The 18,155-nt window shown below is 73.4% G+C and carries 14 protein-coding genes; 6 read left to right on the top strand and 8 right to left on the bottom strand.

Translation table 11 applies throughout. The features are described from left to right. The first annotated feature begins 62 nt into the window (after positions 1-62). On the top strand, positions 63-752 hold the full coding sequence (gene npdG, locus FZC61_RS10695; RefSeq protein WP_148614154.1) for an NADPH-dependent F420 reductase: 690 nt from the start codon (positions 63-65) through the stop codon (positions 750-752). 18 nt (positions 753-770) lie between these two features. Here npdG and FZC61_RS10690 read toward each other — a convergent pair whose 3' ends face one another. The 6 genes from FZC61_RS10690 to FZC61_RS10665 all read right to left on the bottom strand — a co-directional run bounded on the left by FZC61_RS10690 (position 771) and on the right by FZC61_RS10665 (position 8,847). After that, positions 771-2,978 carry an acyltransferase family protein gene (locus tag FZC61_RS10690; protein ID WP_170286065.1) on the bottom strand — a complete coding sequence of 736 codons (2,208 nt, stop codon included), beginning with the start codon at positions 2,976-2,978 and terminating at the stop codon, positions 771-773. A gap of 349 nt (positions 2,979-3,327) precedes the next feature. Further along, positions 3,328-5,070 (bottom strand): ABC transporter ATP-binding protein, encoded by a 1,743-nt coding sequence (locus FZC61_RS10685; RefSeq protein WP_148614152.1) that lies wholly within the window; start codon positions 5,068-5,070, stop codon positions 3,328-3,330. After that, positions 5,067-6,782: an ABC transporter ATP-binding protein gene (locus tag FZC61_RS10680; RefSeq protein WP_211357204.1), complete on the bottom strand. Its 1,716-nt coding sequence runs from the start codon at positions 6,780-6,782 to the stop codon at positions 5,067-5,069. Before FZC61_RS10680 ends, FZC61_RS10685 begins: the two co-directional genes overlap by 4 nt. A gap of 54 nt (positions 6,783-6,836) precedes the next feature. Continuing rightward, positions 6,837-7,379, bottom strand: coding sequence for a YbaK/EbsC family protein (locus tag FZC61_RS10675; RefSeq protein WP_148614151.1), 543 nt, complete (start codon positions 7,377-7,379; stop codon positions 6,837-6,839). Further along, complete coding sequence (locus tag FZC61_RS10670; RefSeq protein ID WP_148614150.1) at positions 7,376-7,729, bottom strand: hypothetical protein; 354 nt, start codon at positions 7,727-7,729, stop codon at positions 7,376-7,378. The genes FZC61_RS10675 and FZC61_RS10670 overlap by 4 nt, the downstream gene beginning before the upstream one ends. After that, entirely contained in the window at positions 7,726-8,847 is a 1,122-nt protein-coding gene (locus tag FZC61_RS10665; RefSeq protein ID WP_170286064.1) for a PspC domain-containing protein, read from the bottom strand. The genes FZC61_RS10670 and FZC61_RS10665 overlap by 4 nt, the downstream gene beginning before the upstream one ends. A gap of 157 nt (positions 8,848-9,004) precedes the next feature. Between FZC61_RS10665 and FZC61_RS10660 the strand changes: the two genes are divergently transcribed. Genes FZC61_RS10660 through FZC61_RS10645 form a run of 3 tightly spaced genes read left to right on the top strand, consistent with a single transcriptional unit; the run spans position 9,005 to position 11,852 of the window. After that, positions 9,005-10,285 carry an ATP-binding protein gene (locus FZC61_RS10660; RefSeq protein WP_170286063.1) on the top strand — a complete coding sequence of 427 codons (1,281 nt, stop codon included), beginning with the start codon at positions 9,005-9,007 and terminating at the stop codon, positions 10,283-10,285. Then, the gene (locus FZC61_RS10655; protein ID WP_148614148.1) at positions 10,282-10,959 is read left to right on the top strand and encodes a LuxR C-terminal-related transcriptional regulator; all 678 of its coding nucleotides are present in this window, start codon (positions 10,282-10,284) and stop codon (positions 10,957-10,959) included. Before FZC61_RS10660 ends, FZC61_RS10655 begins: the two co-directional genes overlap by 4 nt. After that, positions 10,956-11,852 carry a M15 family metallopeptidase gene (locus tag FZC61_RS10645; RefSeq protein ID WP_211357203.1) on the top strand — a complete coding sequence of 299 codons (897 nt, stop codon included), beginning with the start codon at positions 10,956-10,958 and terminating at the stop codon, positions 11,850-11,852. The genes FZC61_RS10655 and FZC61_RS10645 overlap by 4 nt, the downstream gene beginning before the upstream one ends. Before the next feature lie 19 nt (positions 11,853-11,871). Here the strand turns inward: FZC61_RS10645 and FZC61_RS10640 are convergent, their stop codons facing one another. Then, positions 11,872-12,534 (bottom strand): sortase, encoded by a 663-nt coding sequence (locus FZC61_RS10640; protein ID WP_148614147.1) that lies wholly within the window; start codon positions 12,532-12,534, stop codon positions 11,872-11,874. 277 nt (positions 12,535-12,811) lie between these two features. Here FZC61_RS10640 and pcrA point away from each other — a divergent pair, with 277 nt between their 5' ends. Further along, positions 12,812-15,256 carry a DNA helicase PcrA gene (gene pcrA / locus FZC61_RS10635; protein ID WP_148614146.1) on the top strand — a complete coding sequence of 815 codons (2,445 nt, stop codon included), beginning with the start codon at positions 12,812-12,814 and terminating at the stop codon, positions 15,254-15,256. 383 nt (positions 15,257-15,639) lie between these two features. Here the strand turns inward: pcrA and FZC61_RS10630 are convergent, their stop codons facing one another. Next, entirely contained in the window at positions 15,640-16,503 is an 864-nt protein-coding gene (locus tag FZC61_RS10630; protein ID WP_211357202.1) for a M23 family metallopeptidase, read from the bottom strand. A gap of 478 nt (positions 16,504-16,981) precedes the next feature. Between FZC61_RS10630 and sucC the strand changes: the two genes are divergently transcribed. After that, positions 16,982-18,154, top strand: a complete 1,173-nt coding sequence (gene sucC, locus FZC61_RS10625; RefSeq protein ID WP_148614144.1) for an ADP-forming succinate--CoA ligase subunit beta — start codon at positions 16,982-16,984, stop codon at positions 18,152-18,154. The last annotated feature ends 1 nt before the right edge of the window (position 18,155 follow it).

Genomic DNA, 18,155 nt, shown 5'->3' with positions numbered 1-18,155 from the left:
GCGATAGTGTCACAGTGCGGGCGTCCTGCCGTCCACGGTGGGCACCTGGCAGGATCGCGGTCATGAGCTATCGCATCGCCGTCATCGGAGGCACCGGGCCGCAGGGCAGGGGTCTGGGCTACCGCTTCGCCCGTCACGGGCACACCGTCGTCCTCGGGTCCCGCGCCGCCGAGAAGGCGGTCCCCGTCGCCGAGGAGGTGTCGGCCCGCCTTGCCGGCGTCGAGGGCGCCGGCCAGGTCTCGGGCGCCAGCAACGCCGAGTCCCTCGAGGGCGCCGACGTCGTCCTGCTCGCGATCCCGTACGACGGCCACGACGAGCTGGTCGCCTCCCTCGCCGAGGGCGGTGCGCTCGACGGCAAGGTCGTCGTCTCGTGCGTCAACCCGCTCGCCTTCGACAAGCAGGGCCCCAGCGGCCGTGTCGTCGACGGCGGCGAGGGCTCCGCGGCCGAGTCGGCCCAGCGGATCGCCCCCGGTGCGACGGTCGTCGGCGCGTTCCACCACGTCTCGGCCGTCACCCTGTGGGGCGACAAGGAGCTGCTCGACGACGAGGACGTCCTGGTCTGCGGCGACGACGCCGACGCCAAGGCCGTCGTGATCGAGCTCGCGCGCTCGCTGTCGGGGCGCGACGGCATCGACGCCGGCCGGCTGCGCCTGGCCCGTCAGCTCGAGCCGCTCACGGCCGTGCTGATCTCGATCAACAAGCGCTACAAGATCCACTCCGGCATCCGGATCGCGGGGCTCGAGGGCCACTGACCGACCGGTCGGTCACCCTCAGCGGGTGGGCTCGGCCGGGCTCGTGTCGGGGCTGCTCGGCGCGGTCGGGCCGACCGCGTCGGGCGCAGCGGGCTCGGTGGGCTCGGTGGGCGCGTCGGTGGTCTTGTCGCGCGCCTTGCGCTCGGCGTTCGGGTCCTTGATCAGGCCCAGCGCGACCCCGAGCGGCCACCACAGCTCGCCGGCCCGGGTCGAGGTGATGTGGGAGCGGTCGCGGTAGGCGATCGTCGAGCCGATGACCACCGGGCACTGGTCGTCGGCGCACAGCCACGACGTCGGGTCGACGTGGTCGAGGCCGGCGCGCACGGCGGCGTCGACCGAGACCTGGCGCATCTCCTCGTTGTAGTCGGTCGGGCCGAAGGTGCAGTCGCGCATGAGGTCGTGGGCCGCCAGGCACGCCCCGGGCTCCTCGGGCAGCCGCGGCACGTCCTCGAGCAGCACCAGCCGGTCGACCAGCGGGGCGTACGTCGCGAACGCGTCGTCGAAGCCGCCGGCCAGCTGGTCGTGGACCCCCTCGCGCGAGGTCACGAGGGTGCCGCTGTCGTCGTAGACGCCGGCGGGCGGCGGTGAGGTGGCCACGACCATCAGGTCGGGGTGCAGCTCGGTGACCCGGTCGACGACCCAGCGGTGGAAGTCCTCGCACTCGGGCCACGGGTCGCCGGTGCCGAGGCGTCCGGGGTCGACGAACGACGCGGTGCACTGCTGCTTGACGAAGTAGTAGGTCGCGTAGCCGGCCTCGGCGGCGATCTTCTCGAAGGCGGGGATCCACGCACGGGCGTGGGAGTCGCCGGTGACGACGAGGACCTTGTCGGAGCCGACGTCGCCGCGCTCGCAGACCGGCCGCTCGGGCAGCTGGTAGTTGCACTGGCCCACGTCGGCGATGTCGTCGGAGAGGTTGAGCAGGTCGGGCGTCAGGTCGCTGGGGATCCTGGCACCCACCCGGGCGGCCTCGACCGAGGCCTCGACCAGGCCGACGACCTGGTCCTCGTCGGTGATGCCGTACTCGTCGGTGGTGATCGCCCGGTCGTTGCCGCGCTCGCTGCCGAGGTACTCGGCCACGTTGTAGCCGCCCAGCACGGCCGGCAGGACCAGCGCCAGCGAGGCGGGGTAGAGGACCAGGCCGCGCCACTCGCGCACCCGCCAGAAGGTGCCGGTGCGGAAGGGCTGCTCGACGAAGCGGTGGGTGAGGTAGGCGAACTGGAAGATCAGGGCGATCGCGATCAGCGTCTCGGTGACGTTGAGCGGGCGGCCCATGTGGACCTGCGGGATGACGATGACCGGCCAGTGCCACAGGTAGAGCGAGTAGGACCAGTCGCCGATCGTGCGCAGCGGGGTGGTGCTGAGCACCCGGCTCACCAGCGGCCGCACCTCGGCGTGGGCGCCGGCGACGATGAGCGCGGCGGTCGACAGCACCGGCAGCAGGGCCTCGTAGCCGGGGAAGGCCATGCTCGTGTCGTAGGCCGTGATCGCCACGACGATGCCGGCCAGGCCCGCGAGGGCCAGGGGCTCGGTCACGACCCGCCAGCGGATCCCGGCGCGGTGGTGGAGGGCCAGGGCGACCAGGACGCCGGCCGCCAGCTCCCACGCCCGGGTGAAGGTCGAGAAGTACGCCGAGGTGGGCTCCTCGACCGTGCGGTGCACCGACCAGGCCAGGCTCGCGCCCCCGCCGACCAGGGCGAACAGCATCATGGTGCGCACCGGGGCGCCGCGCTTGATGCGTTGGCCCTCGGCGTCGACCGAGCGGCGCAGGCCGCGGGTAAGGAGCACCGCCAGCGCCACCAGGACCGGCCACGCGAGGTAGAACTGCTCCTCGACCGCCAGGGACCAGTAGTGCTGGACCGGGGAGGGCGACTCGCCCAGGGAGAAGTAGTCGACGCCCTCGGTGGCGAAGCGCAGGTTGGCCCCGAAGAACGCCGCCCACACCGCGTCGCGGCTCGCGTCGATGACGTCGAGGAAGTTGAGGTAGACGACCGAGGCGATCATCGTGATCGTCAGCACGACCGTCGCCGCCGGCACGATGCGTCGCGCGCGCCGGGCGTAGAACGCACCGACCCGGAACCGGCCGTCGGTCTCGATGCTGCCGAGGATGAGCCGCGTGATCAGGTAGCCCGAGAGCACGAAGAAGACGTCGACGCCGACGAAGCCGCCGCCGAAACCGGGGATCGTCGCGTGCGCCGCGATCACCGCGAGCACCGCGACAGCCCGCATCCCCTGGACGTCGCCCCGGAATGCGGGAGCGGTGTCAGTCGTCCCCATGGTCATGGTCCGCGCAAAATATCAAGAAGCACGTGATTCCGGTCATTCGGCGCCGAGGAGGTCACGCCGGCATCTCGCCCACGGTGGTCGAGGAGGTCGCCCGCGACCGTCTCGAGACCACACGACCCGAACGTCCCCTACGTCTGGACCGTACGACCCGGACCCGAAGGACCTGGAACGAGAAGGCCTGTCGGTGCGGCCTGGTGTGGTCTCGTGACGGTTGCTGGCGCAACCTCCTCGACCACCGTGGGTGAGGGTCGCCAGGGCGGCCTCCTCGACCACCGCGGGGTGACGTGGGACCTCACCCACCGTTCCACGAGCGCCACAGCGCGGCGTACGAGCCGTCGGCGGCGACCAGCTCGTCGTGGGAGCCGAGCTCGGCGATGACGCCGTCCTCGACCACGGCGACCCGGTCGGCGTCGTGGGCGGAGAACAGGCGGTGGGCGATGGCGATGACGGTACGGCCCTCGAGCACGGCGGCCAGCGAGCGCTCGAGGTGGCGGGCGGCCCGCGGGTCGATCAACGACGTCGCCTCGTCGAGGACCAGGGTGTGGGGGTCGGCCAGGACCAGCCGTGCGAGCGCGACCTGCTGGGCCTGCGCGGCACTGAGCGCGCGCCCGCCCGACCCGACGACGGTGTCGAGGCCGTCGGGCAGGGCGTCGGCCCACTCGAGGGCGTCGACGGCCCCCAGAGCCGCGCGCACCTCGGCGTCCCCGGCGCCGGGAGGGGCCGCGAGGGCGAGGTTGTCGCGCAGGGTGCCGACGAAGACGTGGTGCTCCTGGGTGACCAGCGCGACGTGGCCGCGCAGGTCGCCCAGCGGCAGCTCGACGAGCCCGACGCCGCCGACGGTCACCTCGCCGGTGCGAGGAGGGTGGATGCCGGCGAGCAACCGGCCCAGCGTCGACTTGCCGGCGCCGGACGGGCCGACCATCGCGATCCGCTCGCCGACGCCGACGGTGAGGTCGACCCCGTGCAGGACGTCGCGGCCCTCGACGTAGGAGAAGCGGACGTCGTCGGCGGCGACCTGCTCGCCGTCCGGGACGCGTCCGGTGACCGTGCGGTCGTCGGGCACCTGGGCCACGCCCAGCAGCCGGGCCAGCGAGGCCGCGCCCATCTGCAGCTCGTCGAGGATGGCGACGACGCGGTCGACCGGGTCGATGAGCATCTGCACGTAGAGGGTGGCCGCGGTGACGTCACCCAGCGAGACCGAGCCCTGCGTGTAGAGGTAGCCGCCGAGCAGCAGCGTCGCCACCGTCGGGACGAGGTAGCTGACCTCCATGCTCGGGAAGAACACGGTGCGCAGGTGCAGCGTGTAACGCTCGGCGGCGAACGACTCGCGCACGTCGTCGTCGATCGCGTCGATCCGCTCCTGGCCCAGGCCCAGCGCCTCGACGGTGCGGGCGCCCTCGACGGTCTCGGTGAGGGTCGCGTTGATCTGGGAGTACGACGCCGACTCGCGCAGGTAGCCGTCCTTGGCGCGGGCCAGGTACCACCGCAGCCCGAGCACCAGGGGCGGGACCCCGAGCACGCAGGGCAGGGCGACCCACCAGCCGACGCTGATCGCGGCGGCGAAGGTGAGCACGGCGGTGACGACGGCGATCGTCCACTCGGGCAGCGCCCAGCGCACCGACCAGCCGAGCTGGTCGACGTCACGGTTGGTGCGGGTGAGCAGGTCGCCGGACCCGGCGGCCTCGACGACCCCGACGGGCAGGGCGAGGGCGTTGCCCACGAAGTCCTCGCGCAGCTCGGCGAGCACCTGCTCGCCCAGGACCTGGCTCACCAGCCGGGCGTAGCGGGTCAGCACGGTCTGCACGACGAGGAACCCGGCGAGCAGCAGGATGATGCGGTCGACGTGGTCGGTCGTGGTGCCGTTCTCGACCGACTCGACCAGACCGCCGAGCAACCGCGGCGCGGCGAGCCCGGCGACCGCCGCCAGCACGTGCAGCACCAGCGCGCTCCACAGCAGCCGCGGGTGGCGGCGGGCCAGGTCGACGGCGTAGCGGCGCAGCGAGCCGCTGTCGGCGACCGGGAGCGTGGTGCTCACACGCTCACCTCCTCGCGGGTGACGACCGCGCGGTAGGCCGGGACGTCGCGCAGCAGGTCGGCGTGGGTGCCGGTCGCGACCACCACCCCGTCGCGCAGGAACGCGACCTGGTCGACGGCGTCGAGCAGCAGCGGGCTGCTGGTCATGACCACCGTCGTACGGCCGGTGCGGTGCTCGCGCAGCCGCGCGGCGATGCGGGCCTCGGTGTGGGCGTCGACGGCCGAGGTCGGCTCGACCAGCACCAGCACCTCGGGGTCGCCGGTGAGCACCCGTGCCAGCACCAGGCGCTGGCGCTGTCCGCCGGAGAAGCTGCGGCCGCGTTCGGTGACCACGGTGTCGAGGCCGTCGGGCAGGGCGTCGAGGATGTCGCCGGCCGAGGCGGTGGCCAGCGCCCGCTCGACCTGCGCGCCGCCGGCGCCGGTGACGTCGAGCCGGTCGCCGAGCCGGCCGGAGAACAAGGTGGCCGCGGTGTCGGAGACCACGACGCGGCGGCGTACGTCGGCACGCGGCAGCGCCGTCAGGGGCGTGCCGCCCAGCGTGACGTCGTCGTCGGGCACGGCGGCGCACAGCCCGAGCCGGTCGGCCAGGACGGCGGCGTCGTCGGACGGCTCGCAGACGACCGCGGTCATCGTGCCGGGGCGCACCTGCAGCCCGGACCGGGCGTCGGCGAGCTCGGCGCCGACCGGGGGAGCAGCGGCGGGCTCGACCGGCTCGACGACCTCGGGCTCGAGCGCGAGCAGGCGGCACACGCGCTGGGCGGCGACCCGGGCCCGGATGAGCTTGTTGGCGTACTCGGTGGCGGTGCGCAGCGGGATCATCAGGAACGCCGCGTAGCCGTAGAACGCCACGAGCTCGCCGGGGCTGATCCGCCCGTCGACGGCGTAGCGCGCGCCGAGCCACACGACCACGACCACGAAGACACCCGGCAGCAGCACCTGCAGCGCGTCGAGCAGGGACTGCACGCGGGCCACGGAGACGCCCGCGCGCCGGGTGGCCTGCGACTCGCGGCGGTAGCGGTCGAGGAACACCTGCTCGCCGCCGACGCCGCGCAGCACCCGCAGGCCGCCGACGATGTCGCTGGCGGTGTTGGACAGCCCGCCCATGAGGTGGCGCTGCGCGGTGCTGCGACGCTGCAGCGGGGAGAGCAGCGGGCCGATGAGCAGCATCAGGCCGGGCACTCCGACCAGGACGACCAGGCCCAGCGTCGTCGAGGTCTGCAGCAGGATCACCGCGACCAGGACGAACGACACGACGGCCCCGCTGAAGCGGGCGCTGACGTCCATCACCTGGCCCAGCGCCGAGATGTCGGTGTTGCCGATGGCGACGACCTCGCCGGTCGACACCTTGCGCGACAGGGTGCCGCCGAGGTGGACGGTGTGGCGCGCGGTCAGCTGCACCGTGCGGTACGCCGCGGTCAGCCAGTTGGTCACCGCGAAGCGGTGCCGCATGATCCCGGTGAACGCCTGGACCAGGCCGACGGCCAGCATCAGCCCGGCGTAGGCCAGCAGCGTGCCGCCGTCCTGGGCGGAGACGCCCTGGTCGATGGCCCGGCCGATGACCGCCGGCATCACGGCCTGGCAGCTCATCCACACGATGCCGAACGCCATCCCGCCGACCAGGGTGCGCCACTGGCCCCCGGCCAGCCACCACAGGAACCGTGTCGGCGACCGGTGGTCGGCGGTCCCGGGATGGTCGAGAGGGAGGTGTCGCACCCGCTGACGGTACGGACCGGGGTGCTGGTTGATCCAACCGTTATCTGGTGGGGCTCAACCGGCCAGGCCGTCGACCACCTCGGCGCCGGGCAGCAGCGCGAGCAGCCGGCCCGGCACCAGCAGCTTGGAGCGGCGTACGCCGGACCCGACGACCGCCACGTCCATGGCGGCGACCCGGGCGTCGAGGAGCAGCCGCCACTCGGGCGGCAGGCCGACCGGGGTGATGCCGCCGTGCTCCATGCCGGACTCCGCGACGGCCCGGTCCATCGGCAGGAACGAGCACTTGCGCACGTCGAGCAGACGCTTGACCAGCCCGTTGACGTCGGCGCGGGTGTCGGCGCGCACCAGGCAGGCGGCGGTGCGCTCCTCGCCGTCGCGCCGGCCGGCGACGACCACGCAGTTGGCGCCGGTGTCCATGCCGATCGCGTAGGCCGCGGCCAGGGCGGCAGTGTCGGCGACGGCCGGGTCGATCTCCACCACCCCGACCGCGCCCGCGTGCTCCCAGGTCGCGAGCGCGCCGGCGACCGGGGGCGCCAGGAGGTCGGGCCGCTCGAGGGCCGGCACGGTGGTGATCGAGCCGAGGGAGGGTGTGCTCACGGCTCCATCTTGCTGGAGCCCCCTGCGTCGACCCACCCGACCTGCTGCTGGCCCGCCGAGCCGGCATGGCCGAGGTGGCGGCGGTCGGAGGCGACGAGCCCGACCAGCCCCGCCACCCCGCCGAGCACCCACGGCACCGGCAGCAGCCAGCGCACGTGGTCGCCCGTGACGGCGTCGGTGGTGATCAGGGCCCACACGACGACGAGGCCGGCGAACGCGACCCCCATCACGAGGTGGGCGATGCTGACGGGGTGGCGCCCGGAGGGCGCGGTGGTGGCGCCCGGGGTGGCGTCAAGGGTGGCGTCAGGGGTGGCGTCAGGGGTGGTGGGCGTGGTCGGCGTGGTGCTCATCGGTTCGCGTCCTGTCGGGTGACGACGATCTCGCCGAACTCGGTCGAGACGTCGAGGGTGAGCCGCGGGGCGTCGGGCCCGCCGTCGGCGGAGGTGGTCTGCGGTCCGTCGGCGACCACGTCGCCGAACACCTCCACGTCGCCCTCCTCGATGTCGCTGTGCACGACCACGTCGACGTCGTCGGGGACCGTGACCTCGATCCGGCCCGCGAAGCGCAGCTCGACCTCGACGGTCTGCCCGTCGAGGTTCTCGGGGTCGACGACCCGGGTGAGGTCGAGGTCGATGACGCCGAAGTCGAGGACGTAGCGGTCCGACACCGCCGCGGCAGAGGTCGGGGTGGCCCTGACCTCGCCGGCATCGGCCTCGCCCGCGGCGGTCGCACCGGCGGTCGCGACCGCCGCGACCAGCCCGAGCGCGATCAGCCCACCGGCCCGTCCCCAGAACGCTCCGAGCAGCAGCAGTGCGGCGCAGGTCGCGAGGGCCAGGGCCGGGTAGGCGGACCCGCGCACGTCGGCCCCGGCGGTGTCGACGATGCCGAGCACCCCGCAGCCCAGGGCGATCGCCGCCACGGCGTACCAGAACAGCACGGGTCCACGGCGCCGGCTCGGCCTCGGGGCCGGGGCCGCGGCTGCCGTCCCACCCTCGCGCAGCAGCGGGTGCACGCGCGGCTCGCCCCCGCGGGCCAGCATCACCACCAGCACCACCACGCCGCCGAGCACGACCGGCCAGGGGAAGCCCCAGCCGCCGAGGGTGTCGCCGAGCAGGGCGAGCCCGCCGATCGCCCCGACGATGACCAGTGCGACGGCGCGGCTGCGGTCGTCGAGACGGATCGTCGCCTCGTCGGTGCCCTCGACGGGCACGACCAGCCAGAGGGCGGCGTACAGCAGGACGCCGGCGCCCCCGAAGAACACGAGCACCACCAGCAGGACCCGCGGGATGATCGGGTCGATGTCGAGGTGGCGGGCGATGCCGCCGGCGACACCGCCGATCTTGCGGTCGTCGCGCGAACGGCGCAGCCGGGCCAGGTCGCGGACCTCGTCGCGGGAGACCCGCGGTCCGTCGCCGCGCGGCGGCTGGGGTGACGGCTGGGGTGCTGTCTCGGTGGGGTGGGTGCTCATGTGACCAGCGTGGTCTCGTCGGGGGCGTCCCACCATCGGGGACGCCCCTGATCCTCGCGCACCCGGCGGGCGCTCGCCCTCGGGGTCGGACCGGGGGTCGGGCCGGGGTCTCACCTCATGGGGAGGGGCGGTGCGCTGTGTGACGATGGATCCCGAGATGACCGCCCTGTCCACGCCGCCGCCCCACCAGTACCGGCGCGCCCACCGCGACCTGCACGACTCGATCGTGGGCGGGGTCGCGTCCGGTCTCGCCCACCACCTCGGCCTGCCGGTGCTCTGGGTCCGGCTGGGCTTCGTGGTCACCACCGCGCTCGGTGGCCTGGGCCTGGTCCTGTACGCCGCGTTCTGGGTCCTGCTGCCGGCCGGGTCGGGCTTCGCGCACGCCGCCCCCGGGCTCGAGAGCGCCAGCCGGGGCGGCCGTCGTCCCGGGGTGAGGCGACGCCTCAGCGACGCGGGCCCGGTCATCGTGCTGGGCGCGCTGGGCATCGCCGCGGTCTTCACCGCCCAGGCGATCTTCGGTCGTGGCGCGGTGTCCTGGCCCGTGACCGTCGCGGTGGTCGGGGTGGCCCTGCTGTGGCGCCAGGCCGACGAGGCCCAGCGCGAGCGGTGGTTCGACGTCAACGGTCGCCTCAACCCGTTGCGCATCGTGTTCGGTGCGGGCGGGTGGGCCTCCTACACGCGCGTCGCGGCCGGGCTGGCGCTGCTGCTGTCGGCGCTGTTCATCCTCGGCTTCGACGAGGGCTCGCTGCGCCAGGCGCGGGGTGCGGTGATCGCCGGGAGCCTCGGCGTCGTCGGCATCGTGGTGGTCGTGGGCCCGTGGGTGTGGCGCCTGGCCAGCGAGCTGTCCGACGAGCGCGCCGAGCGCGTGCGCACCCAGGAGCGCGCCGACGTCGCCGCCCACCTGCACGACTCCGTGCTGCAGACCCTCGCGCTGATCCAGAAGAACGCCGGCGACCAGGTCGCCGTCTCCCGGCTCGCCCGCGCGCAGGAGCGCGACCTGCGCTCCTGGTTGTTCTCCGAGGACGCCACCGGCGGCTCCACCGTGGCCAGCGCGCTGCGCGGGGTCGCGGCGGAGGTCGAGGACGCCCACGGCATCAGCGTCGACGTCGTCACCGTCGGCGACGCCCCGCTCGAGGAGGGCCTGCGACCGGTCGTCGCGGCGACGCGAGAGTCCCTCACCAACGCCGCCAAGCACGCCGGCGTGCCGCGCGTCGACGTCTACGCCGAGATCACCGACGGTGCCGTCGACGTCTTCGTCCGTGACCGCGGCGTCGGCTTCGACCCCGCCGCCGTCGCCGACGACCGCCACGGCGTACGCCGCAGCATCGTCGACCGGATGGACCGTCACGGTGGCCGCGGCGAAGTCCGCTCCGAGCCCGGTGGCGGCACCGAGGTCCGGCTCCACCTGCCCCGCACCCTCCAGGGAGACCCCGCATGAGCCCCGACCCGACCGCCGGCCCGACCACCGACCTGATCACCGTCGTCCTGGTCGACGACCACGCCATGTTCCGCCGCGGGGTCCGGGCCGAGCTCGAGGCCGCCGGCGCCGGGGTCGTCCGGGTCCTCGCCGAGGCCGCCGACGTCGACGAGGCCGTCCGCGCGGTCGCCGCTCACGCCCCCGACGTGGTGCTGCTCGACGTGCACCTGCCCGGTGGGGGCGGGGTCGAGGTGATGCGCCGCAGCAACGCCCCCGGCACCCGCTTCCTGGCGCTGTCGGTCAGCGACGCGGCCGAGGACGTCATCGGCACCATCCGCGGCGGCGCCCGCGGCTACGTCACCAAGACCATCACCGGGCCCGAGCTGGTCGCCGCGATCAAGCGGGTCTCCGAGGGCGACGCCGTCTTCTCGCCGCGCCTGGCCGGCTTCGTGCTCGACGCCTTCGCCGGCTCGATCGAGCTCGCCGCCGTCGACGAGGACCTCGACCGCCTCACCGAGCGCGAGCGGGAGGTGATGCGCCTGATCGCCCGCGGCTACGCCTACAAGGAGGTCGCCAAGGAGCTCTTCATCTCCATCAAGACCGTCGAGACCCACATGTCGTCGGTCCTGCGCAAGCTGCAGCTCTCGTCGCGCCACGAGCTCACCCGCTGGGCCTCCGACCGCCGGCTGCTGTGAAGCCGCTGCTCGTGGCGGCCGCGCTGCTGCTGGCTGGCTGCTCGTCGCCGGCCCGGGCCCCGCAACCCACCGCCGCGCCGAGCTTCGCGCCGACCACGTCGGCCACCACGTCCCCGACCACCCCGCCGACCGCCCCGCCGACCGCCCCGCCGACCGCCCCGCCGACCGCCCCGCCGACCCGCGCTCCGGCGTACTCGACCTGGCCGCTGGGTCAGCGGAGGCTCCCGCTGCGCCCAGACGGCTTCGGCCAGGTGCGGCCGACCCCGCCGACCCTGCGCGAGCGGCGCTACCCGACCCGCGACGTGCTGCCCCCGCCACCCGGCGGCCGGTGGCGCTCGAGCGCCGGCCCGGTCACGCCCGCGATCGCGTCGAGGCTGGCGTGGCGTCCCGGCTGCCCGGTCGCGCTCGCCGAGCTGCGCTACGTCACCGTGTCCTTCCGCGGCTTCGACGGCGCCGCGCACACCGGCGAGCTGGTCGTCGCCGCCACCGAGGCCGCCGGGGTCGTGTCGGTCTTCCGGGCGCTGTACGCCGCCGACTTCCCGATCGAGCAGATGCGCCTGACCTCGCTCGACGAGCTCGACCTGCCCCCGACCGGCGACGGCAACAACACCGGGGCCTACGTGTGCCGGCCCACCACCGGGCAGAGCAGCGGGTTCTCGGCCCACGCCTACGGTCTGGCCCTCGACCTCGACCCCTTCCAGAACCCCTACGTCAAGGGCGACCTGGTGCTCCCCGAGCTCGCGAGCAGCTATCTCGACCGCACGTGGGTCCGGCCGGGCATGGTGCTGGACGGCAGCCTCGCCGTGCGCGAGTTCGCCCGGATCGGGTGGTCGTGGGGCGGCGACTTCGTGACGCTGCACGACTACCAGCACTTCACCGCCACCGGCCGCTGACGGCCTCGGGGCAGTCGGGTCAGCCGGCCCGGGACCCTGCGCCGGGGCGCAGGTGGACGGCGCGCAGGTGGCCGAAGGCGATCAGGCGGTCCGCGGCGGGGTCGCTCCCGGTGGCCGTGACGAGGGTGAGGACCCGGCGCCGGTCGGCTCGGGTCGGTCCGGGTGAGTCGACGAGGGGCCACCGTGCCGTGCCGGGCACGCGGAAGGCGTCGCCGCGCGTGTCCATGACGTAGACGTAGCGGTAGGCCGCGGTCTGCAGGACGACCCGGTCGCCACGTCGCAGACCGTCGATGCCGGCCCCGGCGGTGGCGTCGCCCGGCGCGGTGACGATGACCACGTTGCCCTTGCCGCCGGGCTCGGTGCCGTTGTCCCACTGGCCGGCACCGCTCGCGAGCGCGGCGGCGTCGGTGCCCCGCACGACGGGCACCTGTGCCCCGCTGCGCGGCAGGACCAGCGTCGCGAACCGCGTCGGCGCCGGGGCGGGCGTGGGGTCGGGCGTCGGGGTGGCCGACGGGGGTGTGGAATCGGTCGGGACCGGGCCGCTCACCCACTCGGCCGTGCGCTCCGAGGAGGGGCCGGTGGGGTCCTCGAGGCTGTTGGCCGACGTGGCCACGGTGAGGAACAGGGTGAATCCGGTGGCGGCGAGCAGGATTCCGAGGATCAGCTGGCTTCGCGAGGACACCTCAGTCGCGCTCCCCGGCGGTCGGGGTCGCCGGGTGTGCGACGAGGATCAGGGAGAGGCGCAGCACCACGTCACCCTGCGCCCCGAACCTCAGCGCAGCCTCAACGTCGAGCAACAGCAGATCCACAAAAGACCCACATCTGTCCTCGCCGCGCGGGAGGTCTCGAGGTACGCCGCCCGGTGGCGCTCGACGTCGACGCGACCGGGACCGGGTGGGTCGAGCCGAGCCGGCGCCGCCGGCCGGGGTGTCGGTGGCCCGCCGTAGGCTGGACCCACGATGAGCACGCCCGACCTCTCCCTCGACCTCGGCCTCGACCTGTCGCTCGGCGCGGGCGCCGGACAGCGTGAGGACCGCCCGGGGCCGGCGGCCCGTACGGGCCCGTCGCCCGAGGAGCTGCTGGCCGGGCTCAACGACCCGCAGCAGGCCGCGGTGCGCCACGCCGGTGCCCCGCTCCTGGTCGTCGCCGGTGCCGGGTCGGGCAAGACCCGGGTGCTGACCCGTCGGATCGCCTGGCTGATCTCCGAGCGCAAGGCCCACCCCGGCTCGATCCTGGCCATCACCTTCACCAACAAGGCCGCCGCCGAGATGAAGGAGCGCGTCGAGGAGCTCGTCGGGCGGCGGGCCCGCCTGATGTGGGTCAGCACCTTCCACTCCGCCTGCGTGCGCATCCTGCGCAAGGAGATCGACAAGCTGGGCTACAAGTCGAGCTTCTCGATCTACGACGCCCAGGACCAGAAGCGGCTGATGACGCTGGTCATCAAGGACCTCGACCTCGACCCGCGCAAGTTCCAGCCCGGTCCGGTGCTCCACTGGGTCAGCAACCACAAGAACGAGCTGCGTGACCACGAGGACGTCGCAGCCGACGCCAAGAACGGCGTCGAGCAGTCCTACGCGGCGGCCTACTCGCTCTACCAGCGGCGCCTGCACGAGGCCAACGCCCTCGACTTCGACGACCTGATCATGACCACGGTCCACCTGATGCAGGCCTTCCCCGAGGTCCGCGAGACCTACCGGCGCCGCTTCCGCCACGTGCTCGTCGACGAGTACCAGGACACCAACCACGCGCAGTACGCCCTGATCCACCAGCTGTGCGCCGACGACCCGGAGGTGAGCGAGGAGCAGCGGGTCGAGCCCGCCGAGCTGATGGTCGTGGGCGACGCCGACCAGTCGATCTACGCCTTCCGGGGCGCCAACATCCGCAACATCCTCGACTTCGAGCAGGACTTCCCCGACGCCACCTCGATCCTGCTCGAGCAGAACTACCGCTCGACCCAGACCATCCTCACCGCCGCCAACGCGGTGATCGGCCACAACCAGGGCCGCAAGGACAAGCGGCTGTGGTCCGACGCCGGCGACGGTGCGCGCATCGTCGGCTACGTCGCCGACGACGAGCGCGACGAGGCCCGGTTCGTCAGCGACGAGATCGACAAGCTCACCGACGACGGGCATCGCGCCGGCGACGTCGCGGTGTTCTACCGCACCAACGCCCAGTCGCGTGTCTTCGAGGAGGTGTTCATCCGCACCGGTCAGCCCTACAAGGTGGTCGGGGGCGTGCGCTTCTACGAGCGCCGCGAGGTCCGCGACGCGCTGGCCTACCTGCGCATGCTGGTCAACGCCGACGACTCGGTGTCGCTGCGCCGCATCCTCAACGTGCCCAAGCGCGGCATCGGCGACCGGGCGGTCGCCTGCGTCAACGAGCTCGCCGAGCGCGAGCGCATCACGTTCTGGGAGGCCCTGCGCCGCGCCGAGGACGCCCCCGGGCTCGCGACCCGGTCGCTGACCAACATCCGCGGGTTCGTCGCCCTGGTCGAGGAGCTCCAGGCCATGGTCGCCGCGGGTGAGCGTGCCGACGTCGTCTTGTCGACCGCGCTCGACAAGTCGGGCCTGCTCGCCGAGCTCGAGGCCTCCGACGACCCGCAGGACGAGACCCGCGTCGAGAACCTCGGCGAGCTGGTCGCGGTCGCCCGCGAGTTCTCCGACGACCCCCTCGCCGGACCCTCCGCCGACCCGGCCGACGTCGACGCCGACCTGGTCGCCCCGGGCCTGGCCGACTTCCTCGAGCGGGTCGCCCTGGTCGCCGACTCCGACCAGATCCCCGACGACGACGACGGGCAGGGCGTCGTCACCCTGATGACGCTCCACACCGCCAAGGGCCTGGAGTTCCCCACCGTCTTCCTCACCGGTCTCGAGGACGGCGTGTTCCCGCACTCGCGCGCCTTGGGGGACCGCACCGAGCTCGAGGAGGAGCGCCGCCTGGCCTACGTCGGCATCACCCGCGCCCGCGAGCGTCTCTACATCTCGCGTGCCGTCGTGCGCTCCTCGTGGGGGGCGCCGGCGCACAACCCGGCCAGCCGCTTCCTCGACGAGCTGCCCGTCGACCTGGTCGACTGGCGCCGCACCGAGGCCGCCCAGACGAGCTGGGGCCGTCCCGACCTCGCCGCCTCGTCCCCGGCCTACTCCGGCACCGGCTTCCAGCCGACCGCCGCCGGCCGCCGTCACTTCTCCGCGGCCGCGGCCCGCGCCGACGCCGCGTCCAAGTCGATCCGCAACCGCAGCGTCCCCTCGCTCGAGCCCGGCGACCGGGTCACCCACGACTCCTTCGGCCTCGGCACCGTCGTCGCCCTCGAGGGCCAGGGCGACAAGACCATCGCCTCGATCGACTTCGGCTCGGGCCCTGTCAAGCGGCTGCTGCTGCGCGTCGCGCCGATCGAGAAGCTCTAGCCAGGCCGGCCCGGCACCCACGGCGATCGCGACGATCACCCCGCGGCGGCCGAGGAGGTTGCGCTAGCAACCGTCACGAGACCACACCGGCCGCACCGACGCACCCAACCCGCCTCCAGGCCTCATGGCGTCCGGGTCGGGTGCCTCTGGGTCACGGTGGTCACACCGGGACGTCGAACCTGTGACAGGGACGCTGAGATTTCACCGGCCCTGTCACTGCTCCATCGTCCCGGTGGCACCGGTGGCACCGGTGGGGCAAGTGGGGCTGATGGTGTGAGGCTCGGTCGTCCGCGCCGACGAGGACACGGCTTGCCGCGGCCCCTTGCGCGATCGCAGCACGCGGGAGACCCAGGCGCCGAGGCCCGAGCCCGCGTGAGGTCAGGTCAGGGGACGACGCCGTGGGCGACGAAGGCGGCGTACGGGTCGACGGGGTCACCGCCGCCGGGGCGGACCTCGACGTGGAGGTGAGAGCCGGTGACGTGGCCGGTGGCGCCGATGGTGCCGATGATCTCGTCGCCGGTGACGACGTCGCCGACGGAGACGTACTGGGTGGTCTGGTGGCAGTACCAGATCTCGGTGCCGTCCTCGAGGGTGACGACGGTCTTGTTGCCGTAGGAGCCGTCGTAGCCGGCGAAGGTCACCACGCCGTTGGCGATCGCGTGGATCGGGTCACCGGTCTCGCCGTTGAAGTCGAGGCCGGTGTGGTAGCTGGCCCACAGGCCGTACTCGCCGAAGCGGGCGGTGAGGACCACCGGGTCGGTCGGGAGGAACCAGCGGTTCTCCTCGATCTTGGCCGCCTGCTTCTCCGCCTGGGCCGCCAGCGCGCCGAGGGCGGCGTTGCGCTCCTCGGCCTGGGCCTCGGCGACGGCGACCAGGTCGGACTCGGAGGCCTGGCCCAGCGTGTCGCGCGGACCGCTGCGGCTCAGGGTGGTGCGCAGGCTCCCCACGGTGGCGATGCCGCCCGACCCCGACAGGGCGCTGGCCGGGCGGACGTCGTTGACGACGGTGCCGGCCAGGGTCGCGGTCGGGGCGGCGGGGGAGTAGAGCACCCCGCCGACGGTGACGGCCATGGTGGCCACGCCCAGCAGCACGGGCGCCGACGGGAGGCCGCGGAAGAGCGGTCCACGCGAGCCGGCGTGCTTGACGGCCTTGCGCCGCCCGGGCGTCTGGGCCCGCGGCAGCGGCACCTCGGCGGTGACGTCGTGGTCACCGACGTAGCGGGCGTCGGGAACGACCGGGTGGGCCACGCGTCGTCCGGCGGGTTCGCTGCCGGGAGGGATCTCCGAGGGTCGACGACCGGGGTCGCGGCGCGTTGCTCGGTGATGTCCCATTGACAGACGACTCCTGGAGGGAGGACAGGTGGACGCTGGTGCTGGTCGTGCCGATCGTGCGGGCCGTGCTGGGCGAAGGTGGCCCGGGACGGGCCAACGCGACGCGGCCCCGACAGTAACGGATCGGTGACGAGGCCGGTAATCGGGTGCGACTCCCGTGTGGACGAGCGTCGTCACCCCTGGGGGCGAAACCGCGTACCCGGCCCCGGGTGGTCCTCGGGCCGGTCGCGGACGTGGCGCGGACGTCGCGCGGAGTGGTCCAGGACACCTCCACGGCCCACCAGCGGACCTCGTCGGCGGGACGGGGCGTCACGGGTCTAGGGTCTGGCTGGAAAATGCCTTGCGCGAGGACGATCCTGCCCGCGCAGCCAAGAGACGCCGGGAGTGGTGGACTGTGGACCTGATGGAGTACCAGGCGAAGGAGCTCTTCGCCAAGCACGGCGTGACGACGACCCTCGGGGTCGTCGTCGAGACCGCAGACGCAGCCAGGGCTGCTGCCGAGGAGATGGGCGGTGTGACCGTCGTCAAGGCGCAGGTCAAGGCCGGCGGTCGCGGCAAGGCCGGTGGCGTCAAGCTCGCCAAGACCGCCGACGAGGCGTTCGAGCACGCGTCGAACATCCTCGGCATGGAGATCAAGGGGCTGACGGTCAACCGGGTGCTCGTCACGCCGGCGACCCCGCCGGTCGAGGAGTACTACTTCTCGTTCCTGCTCGACCGCGCCAACCGCCAGTACCTCTGCATCGCGTCGGTCGAGGGTGGTGTGGAGATCGAGGAGGTCGCCAAGACCAACCCCGACGCCGTCAAGCAGATCCCGATCGACCCGGGCACCGGCGTCGACGCCGCCAAGGCGCGTGAGATCGCGACCGCGGCCAAGTTCCCCGAGGCCGTCTTCGAGCAGGCCGTCACGATGATCGAGGCCCTCTACACGGTCTTCGTCGAGGAGGACGCGACGCTCGTCGAGGTCAACCCGCTCGCGCGGCTGGCCGACGACAAGCTCGAGGCACTCGACGGCAAGATCTCGCTCGACGACAACGCCTCCGAGGTGCGTCACCACGAGCACGAGGCCTTCGAGATTAAGGACGAGACCGACCCGCTCGAGGCGAAGGCCAAGGCCAAGGGCCTCAACTACGTCAAGCTCGACGGCCAGGTCGGCATCATCGGCAACGGCGCGGGCCTGGTCATGTCGACGCTCGACGTGGTCGCCTACGCCGGCGAGGCCCACGGCGGCGTCAAGCCGGCCAACTTCCTCGACATCGGTGGTGGCGCCAACGCCCAGGTGATGGCCGACGGCCTCGACGTGATCCTCAACGACGAGCAGGTCAAGAGCGTCTTCGTCAACGTCTTCGGCGGCATCACCGCCTGCGACGAGGTCGCCAACGGCATCAAGGGCGCCCTCGAGATCCTCGGCGACGCGGCCACCAAGCCGCTCGTCGTACGCCTCGACGGCAACAACGTCGACAAGGGTCGCGCGATCCTCGACGAGCTGAACCACCCGCTCGTCACGCAGGTCGACACGATGGACGGCGCGGCCGACAAGGCCGCTGAGCTCGCGAACGGCGGTAAGTGAC

Source organism: Nocardioides rubriscoriae, assembly GCF_008087085.1.
Classification (GTDB): domain Bacteria; phylum Actinomycetota; class Actinomycetes; order Propionibacteriales; family Nocardioidaceae; genus Nocardioides; species Nocardioides rubriscoriae.
Note: the sequence above shows the minus strand (reverse complement) of the source record. Positions and strands in the feature narration are given on the sequence as shown.

What these genes read in the sequence shown, in the direction of transcription:
- FZC61_RS10660 (WP_170286063.1), top strand. Translation starts at nt 9,005, where the DNA reads ATGACCGCCCTGTCCACGCCGCCGCCCCACCAGTACCGGCGCGCCCAC.
- FZC61_RS10665 (WP_170286064.1), bottom strand. Translation starts at nt 8,847, where the DNA reads ATGAGCACCCACCCCACCGAGACAGCACCCCAGCCGTCACCCCAGCCG.
- pcrA (WP_148614146.1), top strand. Translation starts at nt 12,812, where the DNA reads ATGAGCACGCCCGACCTCTCCCTCGACCTCGGCCTCGACCTGTCGCTC.
- npdG (WP_148614154.1), top strand. Translation starts at nt 63, where the DNA reads ATGAGCTATCGCATCGCCGTCATCGGAGGCACCGGGCCGCAGGGCAGG.
- FZC61_RS10690 (WP_170286065.1), bottom strand. Translation starts at nt 2,978, where the DNA reads ATGCGGGCTGTCGCGGTGCTCGCGGTGATCGCGGCGCACGCGACGATC.
- FZC61_RS10670 (WP_148614150.1), bottom strand. Translation starts at nt 7,729, where the DNA reads ATGAGCACCACGCCGACCACGCCCACCACCCCTGACGCCACCCCTGAC.
- FZC61_RS10655 (WP_148614148.1), top strand. Translation starts at nt 10,282, where the DNA reads ATGAGCCCCGACCCGACCGCCGGCCCGACCACCGACCTGATCACCGTC.